General features: G+C 73.5%; 8 protein-coding genes. 4 read left to right on the top strand and 4 right to left on the bottom strand.

Going from position 1 to position 10,617, the window contains the following annotated elements; genetic code table 11:
* On the top strand, nt 1-595 hold a 595-nt coding region (locus tag ACFXGA_RS21145; RefSeq protein ID WP_378090378.1), incomplete at its 5' end, for a hypothetical protein.
* 12 nt (nt 596-607) lie between these two features.
* Here ACFXGA_RS21145 and ACFXGA_RS21140 read toward each other — a convergent pair.
* Nucleotides 608-2,584: a carbamoyltransferase gene (locus ACFXGA_RS21140; RefSeq protein WP_378090376.1), complete on the bottom strand. Its 1,977-nt coding sequence runs from the start codon at nt 2,582-2,584 to the stop codon at nt 608-610.
* Between the two features lie 231 nt (nt 2,585-2,815).
* Nucleotides 2,816-3,766: a hypothetical protein gene (locus tag ACFXGA_RS21135; protein ID WP_378090374.1), complete on the bottom strand. Its 951-nt coding sequence runs from the start codon at nt 3,764-3,766 to the stop codon at nt 2,816-2,818.
* Nucleotides 3,767-3,854: 88 nt separating this feature from the next.
* Here ACFXGA_RS21135 and ACFXGA_RS21130 point away from each other — a divergent pair, with 88 nt between their 5' ends.
* From ACFXGA_RS21130 to ACFXGA_RS21120, 3 genes are all read left to right on the top strand, one after another.
* Nucleotides 3,855-4,718, top strand: a complete 864-nt coding sequence (locus ACFXGA_RS21130; protein WP_378090372.1) for a hypothetical protein — start codon at nt 3,855-3,857, stop codon at nt 4,716-4,718.
* Nucleotides 4,719-4,921: 203 nt separating this feature from the next.
* Nucleotides 4,922-5,533 carry a DedA family protein gene (locus ACFXGA_RS21125; RefSeq protein WP_378090370.1) on the top strand — a complete coding sequence of 204 codons (612 nt, stop codon included), beginning with the start codon at nt 4,922-4,924 and terminating at the stop codon, nt 5,531-5,533.
* Between the two features lie 75 nt (nt 5,534-5,608).
* A complete protein-coding gene (locus tag ACFXGA_RS21120; protein WP_378090369.1) occupies nt 5,609-7,372 on the top strand; it encodes a pyruvate dehydrogenase in 1,764 nt (587 codons plus the stop codon).
* 34 nt (nt 7,373-7,406) lie between these two features.
* Here ACFXGA_RS21120 and ACFXGA_RS21115 read toward each other — a convergent pair whose 3' ends face one another.
* Nucleotides 7,407-9,908, bottom strand: a complete 2,502-nt coding sequence (locus ACFXGA_RS21115; RefSeq protein WP_378090367.1) for a bifunctional lysylphosphatidylglycerol flippase/synthetase MprF — start codon at nt 9,906-9,908, stop codon at nt 7,407-7,409.
* Entirely contained in the window at nt 9,905-10,573 is a 669-nt protein-coding gene (locus ACFXGA_RS21110) for an alpha/beta hydrolase (protein ID WP_378090365.1), read from the bottom strand. The genes ACFXGA_RS21115 and ACFXGA_RS21110 overlap by 4 nt, the downstream gene beginning before the upstream one ends.
* Nucleotides 10,574-10,617 lie beyond the last annotated feature (44 nt).

Below are 10,617 nucleotides of genomic sequence, written 5' to 3'. Positions count from 1 at the left end.
CGACCTGCCCGTGGACGAACTCCGGGTCCGGCACGACCCGCGCACCGACGAGGTCAGGGTGCTGCACGGCGACGAGCCGCTGGACGTGGTCTACCTCGGGTTGCTGTTGCCGCTGATGCTGCCGGACCGGTACATCCCGCTGCACACCGACCTCGCGTGCGGCTGGGTCGGTCTGGAGGCGCTGCGGTCGAGCGAGACCGACGGCGGGGTGGTGCGGCGCGGAGGGCTGCGCTACCGCGACGTGGTGCTGGCGCGGCGCTCGTGGGACTTCCCGGCGGCCCCGGAGCTGGGCGCGGAGGAGGCGGTCGCGCCCGCGGTGGCCCGGTTGCGCGCCCGGCACGGGCTGCCGGAGCACGTGTTCGTGGACGCCGGCGCCGCGTCCCTGCCCGCCGACTTCCTCGAACGCCGGCTGATCCCGGCCAAGCCGCAGTACGTCGACCTCGGCAACGCCCTGCACCTGCGCACCCTGCCCCGGCTGCTGTCCCGGTTCCCCGGCGGTGTCGAGCTGACCGAGGCGTTGCCCGTGCCGGGGGCGCAGTCCCCCGGCGGCCGGGTGCTCGAAGTGGTCGCGGAAACGTACTGGCGGGTCCCGTGAGGCGGTCGCGGGTCAGCGCTCGGGCGCGAGGCTGAAGAACCGCCGCTGCCACAGGGACAGGACCTCGGCGCGGGCCTCGTCGGTCAGCTCGCCGGCCAGCGAGGCGATCGTGGACTTGCCGTCCACGGCGGCCAGCAGCTCGAACACCTCCGGCGAGACGGTGGTGGACGGGCCGAACGAGAAGTCCAGGTAGATCTCGCCGCTCACCTCGTCGCCGGGTCGCCAGTCCTTCCGCAGCCGGGTGTCCGGCCGGAACGCCGGCACCAGGTCGTCCAGTGCCCCGAGCACCGGTTCCCGCCGCCGGACCAGGAAGTCCTCGACCACCAGCACGTCGATCTCGGTGGTCAGGAAGCAGGTCACCGCGTCGTGCACGGTCTGCACGATCGGCTCGGCGTTGTTGTTGAACGACGTGTTGAGCAGCACCGGCGTGCCCGTGAGTTCGCCGAACCGGGTGATCAGCCGGTGGAACCTCGGGTTGGCGTCGGGCGAGACGACCTGGACCCGCGCGGTGCCGTCCACGTGCGTCACCGCGCCCAGCTCGGCCCGCCGGTCCTCGTGCACGTGCACCACGAACGACATGAACCCGTGTTCGGCGGCGGTCCCGGTGAGGTCGAAGTACGTCGCCGCGTCGGCCGGCGTGACGGCGGGCGCGAACGGTCGGAAGCCCTCCCGCTTCTTCACCATGGCGTTGATCCGGTCCCGGTTCTCCACCGGGCGGGCGTCGGCCAGGATGCTGCGGTTGCCCAGCGCGCGCGGCCCGAACTCGGACCGGCCGTGCGCCCAGCCGACGACCGCGCCGTCCGCGAGGAGCCGCGCGGTCGCGTCGACGATGTCGGCGGGCCGCTCGACGTCCACGATCCCGCTCCACGCCGTCAACTGCCGTTCGACCTCCTCGGGCGTGCCGAGGTCCGGGCCCAGGCTCGCGCTGCGCAGCCGCTCGACCCGGGTGTGCGGCGTGCCGAGGCGTTGCGCGGCGACGATGGCCGCGCCCTCCGCCGAGCCCGCGTCGTTGGCCGACGGGTGCACGAAGACCTCTTCGAACAGGCCGGAACGGAGGATCAGCCCGTTGAGGCTGCTGTTGTGCGCGACGCCGCCGGTGAAGCACAGCCTGGTCGCGCCGGTCCGGCGGGCCCAGTGCGTGATCACGTGCATGGCGATCGTCTCCAGCATCTCCTGGAGGCCGGCGGCGAAGTCCTTGTGCTCCTGGGTCACCGGTTCGCCGGCGATCCGGGTCGGGAACCCGATCTCGTAGAACGGGCCCACGGTCGGGTTGATGTCCGGCATGCCGGGGATCAGCTCGTAGTCGCCGTCGGGCAGCAGCGCGTACAAACTGCGGAACTGCTCGCGGTAGGTCGCCGGGTCGCCGTAGGGCGCCAGTCCCATGACCTTGTACTCGTCGCCGAAGCCGTAGCCGACGTGGCCGATCGCGTCCTGGTAGAGCAGGCCGAGCGAGTGCGGCACCGGGTAGGACCGCAGCTCGCGCATCTCGCCGCCGCCGGCCGCGAAGATCGTGGTGGAGACGTCCTCGCCGCGGCCGTCCATGACGACGACCAGGGCGTCCGCCATGCCCGAGCGGGCGAACGACGACCACGCGTGCGCGAGGTGGTGCGGCATGAACACCACCCGGTCCGCGGGCAGGTCCCAGTCGAACCGGGTGCGCAGCCGGTCCAGGAGGAGGTCGCGGCCGGAGCTGACCGGGTACGTCGGCGACGAGACCTGGAAGTTCCGCAGGCCGAGGTCGAGCAGGTCCTGGTTGAAGTAGTAGCCGACGGCGTCCACGTCCTGCGGTCGCACGCCGGCCAGGTCCAGGCAGGCCCGCACGGCGTCGGTCGGGAACCGGTTGGTCTTCTTGATCCGGTTGAACCGCTCCTCCTCGACCGCGGCGACGAGTTCGCCGTCGGCCACCAGGCAGGCGGCGGCGTCGTGCATGTAGCTCCGGTACAACGTCGGTAACAGGTCGAAGTGTCCGCTGATGCCCAACGTCAGCATGCGCTATTCCACTCCACTCGTGGGTGTCGGTGCCACTCGATCGTGAGGTCCGGGGCCACTTCACTCTCGCCCGCTGGTGAAGACCGGTTTCCACGCTCCCAGCTCCGCCGCCGGCACGGCCAGCCGAAGGTTCGGGAACCGGGACGGCCGGGGCAGCGCTCGGTGACTTCGTGCGAGGCCGGCTGCGCGCTGTGCCGCGCCGTCTCGGTGTTTGGCCGTCGCCCCAGGGGGTCAGCCGGCGGAGGCGGGGGTGGCCACGGCGACCCGGATCCCGGGCGTCGCGTTGCGGACGCGCCCGGGGTCGACCCAGGACCGGCGTGCGCCGAGGTCGGCGCCGACGCCCTTGGCGCGGACCTCGTCCAGCAGGATGCCCGACCCTTCGGCGTACCCGTCCTCGTCCAGGGCCACGACGAGGGCGTTGCGCACGGCCTCGGCGCGTTGCCGGGACGTGTCGGCGGGTTCGCCGTCGGTGTGCAGGGCGGTGACCCGTGCCGTCGCCGCGGGGTTCTCGCGGAGCAGCTCGGCGGCGTCCCGGACGACGTCCTGCCCGACCCGCCGACCGACCGGGAACGCGCCGTCGATGTCGACCGTGCCGCACGGGACGCGGTCGCGCACCGAGGCGCGGAACAGGCCGTGCGCGGCGACTTCGACGTCCGGGCGGGCGTCGAGCACGACGAACCGGTCCTGCAGGTCCAGCACGTAGGCGGGGGCGCGCCAGGTGCCCGTGCTCGCCGCGGCGACCCGGCCACCGGCCCCGCCGATCAGCTCGTGGCCCACCGGGGCCTCCAGCTCCAGCGCGGCGGCGTGCGCGGGCCCGTACTCGCCGAGCCGCCCGTCGGACCGCCAGGCCCGGTAGTTCTCCCACACCTCGTGGATCGCGATCACGACGCCCAGCCCCGGCACGTCCTCCTCCACACCCAGGAGGTTGACCACGTTGAGCCGCTGGCTCGACCCGAAGATCCCGAAGTGGACGTTGCGCTGCCCGCTCACCGCGACCCGCGCCGTGCGCCGCGGCTCGGCGGCCATCTCCTCCAGCGCGGCACGCAGCCTCGGCGACCTCGGCTCGCCGTCCGCGCGGGTCGCCGTGACCGGGTCGCCGCCGTCGAGCGCCAACCCCGCCGCGTCGCCGAGCAGCGCGAGCAGGGACGCGACGGCGCGTTCTTCCCCGTTGACGACGATCATGACGCCCCCGATCCCCGCGACCGCGGACGCCGCCGGGCGCCCACTCCCTCCATCGCCTTCCGTGACGGCCCCGTTACCCTGCCGTCGGGTGGTTGGAGTCGGCCGGGTGTGCGTCTCGAGCGATCACGCCGACTTCAGCGGCACCGTGCTGTACGCGGGCCGTTGCGACCACCCCGACCACGGCCGCATCCAGGTGCCGGGGTACCAGAACACGGCGGTGAACCTCGCGCCCGGCCCGAACTCGATGGTGCTGCACCTGCCGGCGACCGGGCTGACCGCCGGGCACTTCATCCCGGTGGGGCGCGACGGCGACGTGCTGACGCGCATGGTCGACGCCGTGCGCCCCGCGGCCGCGGCCGCCGGCGGACCGGCGACCATGGGAAGCGGCGTCGAGGTGTTCGAGCACGACGTCTACACCGTCGTGCTGGCCGCCGACCCGACCCGCATCCCCGCCGCGCTGGACCGCGTGCCGCCGCACCAGCGCCCCCGCCTGCGCCGCGAGCTGTTCGAGTTCTACGCCGACGTGTTCCCCGGCCACACGATCGCCCTGTGCTGCTTCGACAACGCGGAGGCGCTGCGCGCGAAACCGCTGCTGCTGTGGTACCGGCCGACCAACCCGGACGTGCTGGTCCTGCCCGCGCTCGACAGCCACACCGGTGACGCGCCCAGGGCGGACGACTGGGTCCGCCCGGACCACTGGCTGCTGTTCGGCAGCGACCAGGGCTCACCGGTCGACTACTCCCCCACCACGCGGCACAAGCTGCGCGCGTTCCTGCCCGACGCGGTGCTGGGCGTGCGGTACGACTACGGCCGCATCCCCAACGGCGACTTCGCCCTGTCCCACGACGACCTGCTGTCCGCCAACCTGGACCGCGTGCTCCGCGTGGGCCCGGGCGCGACCGGCGGCGTCCCGATGACCGACTTCACGCGTGGCGGCGTCTCGAACTCTTGAGAGCGCAGTTGCCATCGGGGCTTCCCGACCCGCGACGGACGTCTGCTTATTTCAGTCAACACTGAAGTTATAGTGTTGGCGTATACGCCGTCGCCCTCCGGACGCCGAACCGTGAACGGGGTGGTGGTCGCGGTGCGGTGGTGGGCGGTGTGGACGAGAATCGGACCCCGCGAGGTGGTCCGGTCGACGGAAGGGTGCGCGCGGTGCTCGAGACGCTGCGCCGGATCGGCGAGCAGGCCGGAGCCTGGTTCTACCTCGTCGCGGGCGGGCTCGCGTTTGCCGAGGCGGCGATCATGGTCGGGTTGGTGCTGCCCGGCGAGGCGGCGTTGCTGGTGGCCGGGTTCGCGGCGCACCAGGGCTGGATCGAGCTGTGGGTGATGGTGGTCGTGGCGGTCGGGGCGGCGGCACTCGGTGACAGCGTCGGGTACGAGGTGGGTCGCCGGTTCGGCCCCGGGCTGCGCGCGTCAGGGCCCGGCCGCCGGGTCGGCGAGCACCGCTGGCGGCGGGCCGACGAGTTCCTGCGCTGGCAGGGCGGCAGGGCGGTGCTGCTCGGCCGGTTCACCGCCGTCCTGCGGGCGCTCACCCCGACCATGGCGGGCATGGCCCGCATGCCGTACCTGCGCACCTTCCTGCCGTGGAACCTTACCGGGGCGGTGGTCTGGGGCGCGGGCTGCGTGCTGCTCGGCTACGGGTTCTCCGCCTCGCTCACCGCGGTGGGCCGCTACCTCGCGTACGGGCCGCTCGTCCTGATCGCGGTCGTCCTCGTGGGCTATCTCCTGCTCCGCCGCCGGCGTGCCCGGCGGTCCTCCGCGTGACGCGGTCGCGCTGCGCCCGGCCGGGTCCGGTGGGAGCCTGGCCCTGGTTCGCCCGAACGCGGATGGGAGCTGGCGATGGTGGCCCCGACCCTGGCCCGGCAGTTGATCGACGTCCTCCGGCAGGCCGGGGTCGAACACGTGTACGGGGTGGTCGGCGACAGCCTCAACCCGGTGGTGGACGCGATCCGGCGCACCGACGGCATCGAGTGGGTGCACGTGCGCAACGAGGAGGCGGGCGCGTTCGCGGCCGCCGCCGAGGCGCAGGTGACGGGCCGGCTCGCGGTGTGCGCGGGCAGCTGCGGCCCCGGCAACACGCACCTGCTCCAGGGCCTGTACGACGCCCACCGCAGCGGCGCGCCGGTGCTCGCCATCGCCTCGCACATCGACTCCGGGCAGATCGGCACCGGCTTCTTCCAGGAGACGCACCCCGAACGGCTGTTCGTCGACTGCAGCCACTTCTGCGAGATGGTCACCCAGCCCGCGCAGATGCCCAGGCTGGTGCGCGTCGCGATGCGCCACGCGCTCGGCCGGGGCGGGGTCGCGGTGCTCGTGGCGCCGGGTGACGTCCTGCGCGAGCGGGCCGTCCACCCGACCGGGGACGGCGCCCCCGCGGTGACCGCCGGGGCCGTCGTGCCGCCCGACGACCAGGTCCGCGCACTCGCCGAACGGCTCGACGCGGCCCGGACCGTGACGTTGTTCTGCGGGGCCGGGACGCGGGGCGCGCACGCCGAGGTGATGCGGCTCGCCGACCGGCTCAAGAGCCCGATCGGCCACTCGCTGCGCGGCAAGGAGTGGATCCAGTACGACAACCCGTACGACGTGGGCATGAGCGGCCTGCTCGGGTACGGCGCGTGCTACCAGGCCACGCACGAGGCCGACCTGCTGCTCCTGCTGGGCACCGACTTCCCGTACGACGGCTTCCTGCCGGGCTCCCGCACCGTCCAGGTGGACCACGACGCCTCGCGGTTGGGCAGGCGCACGCCGCTGGAGCTGGGCGTCCACGGCGACGTCGCCGCGACGCTGCGGGCGGTGCTGCCGCTGGTGGCGGAGAAGACCGACCGGTCGTTCCTCGACCGCATGCTCCAGCGCCACGCCCAGTCGCTCGAACAGGTCGTGGACGCCTACACCCACGACATCGAGCACCACCTGCCGATCCACCCCGAGTACGCCGCGCGCGTGCTGGACGAGGTCGCCGACGACGACGCCGTGTTCACCGTGGACACCGGGATGTGCAACGTCTGGGCCGCCCGGTACGTCATGCCCAACGGCCGCCGGCGCGTGATCGGCTCGTTCGTCCACGGCAGCATGGCCAACGCCCTGCCGCACGCCATCGGCGCGCAGCTCGCCCACCCCGGCCGGCAGGTGATCGCGATGTCCGGCGACGGCGGCCTCGGCATGCTGATGGGCGAGCTGTTGACGGTCGCGCTGCACCGGCTGCCCGTGAAGATCATCACCTTCAACAACTCCTCGCTCGGCATGGTGAAGCTGGAGATGCTGGTCGACGGGCTGCCGGACTACGGCACCGACCACGCGCCCGTCGACTACGCCGCGATCGCCCAGGCCGCGGGCATCTACGCGCTGCGGGTGGAGCAGCCGAACGACGTCCGCGCGGGGCTCCAGGACGTGCTCGCCCACCCCGGTCCCGCGCTGCTCGACCTCGTGACCGACCCGAACGCGCTGTCGATGCCCCCGCGCGTCACCGGCGAGCAGGTGAAGGGGTTCGCGCTCGCCACGACCCGGATCGTCCTCGACGGCGGGGTCGGCCGCATGCTCCAGCTCGCGCGGACCAACCTGCGCAACATCCCGCGCCCGGCGGGCGCGTCCCGACCACGCGGATGACGGACCCGGCGCGGTCGCCGGGCCGGCGGAGGGGTCACGAGCGGGTGATCATCCTGGTGGCGAGGCGGACGCCCTGCCGGACGTTGAGGTGGGGCAGGTAGGCGCGGCTGACCGCGTTCGCGATGCGCGGCAGCGCCGCCGAGTCGGGGTAGGCCATGAACATCGGCCGGTAGGTCGGCTGGAACTTCGCCTTGAACGCGAACAGCGAGCGGAACCCGTAGACCGGCTCCAGGACCTGCCCGGTGAGGTCGAGCACCCGTTGCAGCGCGCGCGGGCGTTCGCCGCGGTCCAGGCGGGCGAGCGGCGCGCCGGAGAGGCTGAGGAACCGCACGCCCTCGGCCTTGAGCGCCAGGGCCGCCGAGGCGATCAGGAACTCCATGGAGCCGCGGAAGCCGTTGGCGCGGCGACGCATGAAGTCGAGGGTGTAGCCGACGACCTCGCCGCCCGCGTACACCGGCAGCCAGCTGGTGATGCCGTGCACGGTGCGGTCGCGGTCGATCGCGAGCAGGCAGCGCACGCCGTCGCCGGTGAGCTGCTCGATGCCGCCGAGGGTGAAGCCCATCTCCGGCAGGCCCTTGTCCGCCACCCACTCCGCCGAGATGGAGCGGATCTGGTCGGTGATGGCGTACGGCGCGTCCGCGTAGGCGCACCACTCGGCGGTGATGCCGGCCTTGGCGGCCTTGTTCAGGGCGGTGCGCACGTCCTGCCACTTCTTGCCGGTGAAGGCGAGCGTGCCCAGCTCGATCACGGTGTCCTCGGCGACCTGCACCGCCGACCAGCCCAGGCTCTCCGCCATCGCCCTCGTGTCGGCGCCCACGCTGTACAGGCACGGCGTCCAACCGTTCTCCTGGCAGAACTCGGCGAACCCGCGCACGGCCTCGATCCGCGCCGGCCCGATCGGGTCGCCGACGGTCAGCGCGATCGTCGCCACCACCCGGTAGGCGATCGCGGTCTCGCCGTCCGGGGTGAACCAGTACTGGTTGCCGGGCCACGTCGTCATGTACGACAGCGACGAACCGCCGTGCCGCCGCATCAGCTCCCGGGCGCGGGCCGCGCGCTCCTCCGACGACGACGGCCACGCCCGCCACGACGCCATCAGCAGGCCCACCAGCACGATCAGCCAGAACACGACGCCCGTGTACTCGAACAGCAGCGAGCCGGCGAACCCGTCCGCCTCGAACTCCAGCGGGACCAGCCCGAGCAGGTAGCCGGGCGGCAGGAAGCGCTTGGGCAGGTCCGCGAGGAGCTGCGCGAACCCCGGTTCGGGCACGAACTGGTCGCGCACCAGGTACCCGCCGAAGACGTACAGCGCCGACAGCGACCCGACGCAGCCGAGCGTGAACCGCCAGAACCTCCGGATCACGGCCCGGGGCAGCGTCACGGTGAACCGCTTCCGCGTCACCAGCAGCACGAGGGTGATGGCCAGCGGCCCCAGGATCGGGACGCCGTAGGAGAACACGACCTCCAACCCGCCGATGTCCGGGATCTGCGCGGCGCCCACGACGTACCAGCCGATGAACGCCGCGTGCCCCACGTTGCACACCAGCGCCGACCACCACGCGAACCTCCGCCCGCGCCGCAGCCCCTCCGCGAGCACGAGCAGCAGCATGGCCGGCAGCAGCGACATCACCAGTGCCGGGAGCCGCCCGTAGGACATCTGGATCACCATCGTCCGGCACAACTCGACCGCGCCCGAGCCGCACACCACGTCCACGTCCTCCTGCGCCGGCTGCGCGACGGCGACCACGTCGGAGTACCACGACAGCGGGCCGTTGGGGGACGGCGACATCAGCACCACGACCGGCCCGAGCGCCGACGCGGCGACCAGGAGCGCGACGAGGACTCGCGTCTCGGCCGTCGTCCGGGGCTCGCGGGCGGCGTCGCCACGCAGGAACACCAGGCCGACGAGCAGCCCGATCACGCCGGCGGACAGCCGCAGCAGGTCCTCCAGCCACCCCGAGTACAGGGCGAGCACCAGCACCGACAGGCCGGTGATGAGCCGGACGCGACGACGCCACAGCACCGGCATCCGGAACGTCAGCGCCAGCGCGAGGCCCACCCCGCCGAACGACGGCCCGGCCGCGACCGACCCCACCAGCGAGTCGAGCCACGACCAGCCCATGTCGCTGCCCAGCAGCACCACCCCGGAGCCGAGGAACACGCCGACCAGGTGGGAGGCGAGGAAGATCAGCGCGGTGCGCGCGGCCCCGAGTTCGCGTTCGGCGAGCGTGCCGAAGACGAGCAGCAACGCGGTGGTCGCCAGGTAGCCCGTCAGGTCCATCGCCCACAGCGCCGAGGAGAACGCGGTCCACAGCGGGCTGTCCGTGCCGAAGCCGATGCGGGCGATCAGCTCGTCGTTCGGGTGGTCCGGCGCGCCGGTCGCCACGCCGACGCCCCAGAACGCGACGAGGGCGGCGCACGTCAGGGGCGCGGTCCGGACCAGGCGGCCGACCAGCCGGCCGGCCCGGCGCACGGCGCGGACGAGTGCGGTCGGCCCGGCGGGGACGGCCGTCGCGTCGTGCGGTCGCGCGGTCACCTGCTCAGCCCCGTCCGCTCGGCCAGCCACGGCAGGGAGTCGTAGAGGCCCGGTCGCCAGACGGTCCAGTCGTGCCCGCCCGGCAGCTCCCGCCACCGCACGTCCATGCCGGCCCGGCGGCACGCGTCGAACACCTCGGCGTCCCCTTGGCGGTAGGTCGCGTCGCCGGCGCCCGCGACGATCACGCCCGCGGTGCGCGGGAACCGCTCGCGGGCCAGGACGTCCATCGGGTTGACGCGGGTGAACGCCGCCTCGTCGCCGCCGAACGCGGCCTTGACCGTCTCCTCGCGCGTGCCCAGCGTGGGTTCGCGCTGGCCGGACAGGTCGATGAAGTTCCCGTACACGTCCGGCGCGCGCACGGCGAACTGCAGGGCGCACGTGCCGCCCTGGGACAGGCCCGCGACGGTCCAGGCGTCGCGGCGGTCGTCCACCGTCAGCCGCTGCCTGATCCACGCGGGCACCTCGCGGGTCAGGTAGGTCTCCACCCGCCCGAGGTCCGAGTCCAGGCACATCGGGTTCGCCGTCTCCGCGCCGAGCTGGTCGGGCACGACCACGATCGGCGCCAGCCCGTCGTGCCCGCGCGCGAACGCGTCCATGTTGTCCGCGAGCCGGCCCGCGTCGAACCAGTCGCGCGGCGACCCCCCCGCGGGCGCGGCGCCCCCCACACACCCCCCCCCCGGGGGCGGGGGGGCGCGGGCGCGGCGGGGCG

The sequence above is a fragment of the Actinosynnema sp. NPDC059335 genome, from assembly GCF_042752395.1.
Lineage (GTDB): Bacteria > Actinomycetota > Actinomycetes > Mycobacteriales > Pseudonocardiaceae > Actinosynnema.
This window is presented reverse-complemented; position numbering and strand designations above follow the sequence as displayed.

Bases quoted from the DNA above. Each gene is read 5' to 3' on its own strand.
- ACFXGA_RS21140 (WP_378090376.1), bottom strand. From the start codon at position 2,584: ATGCTGACGTTGGGCATCAGCGGACACTTCGACCTGTTACCGACGTTG.
- ACFXGA_RS21135 (WP_378090374.1), bottom strand. From the start codon at position 3,766: ATGATCGTCGTCAACGGGGAAGAACGCGCCGTCGCGTCCCTGCTCGCG.
- ACFXGA_RS21120 (WP_378090369.1), top strand. From the start codon at position 5,609: ATGGTGGCCCCGACCCTGGCCCGGCAGTTGATCGACGTCCTCCGGCAG.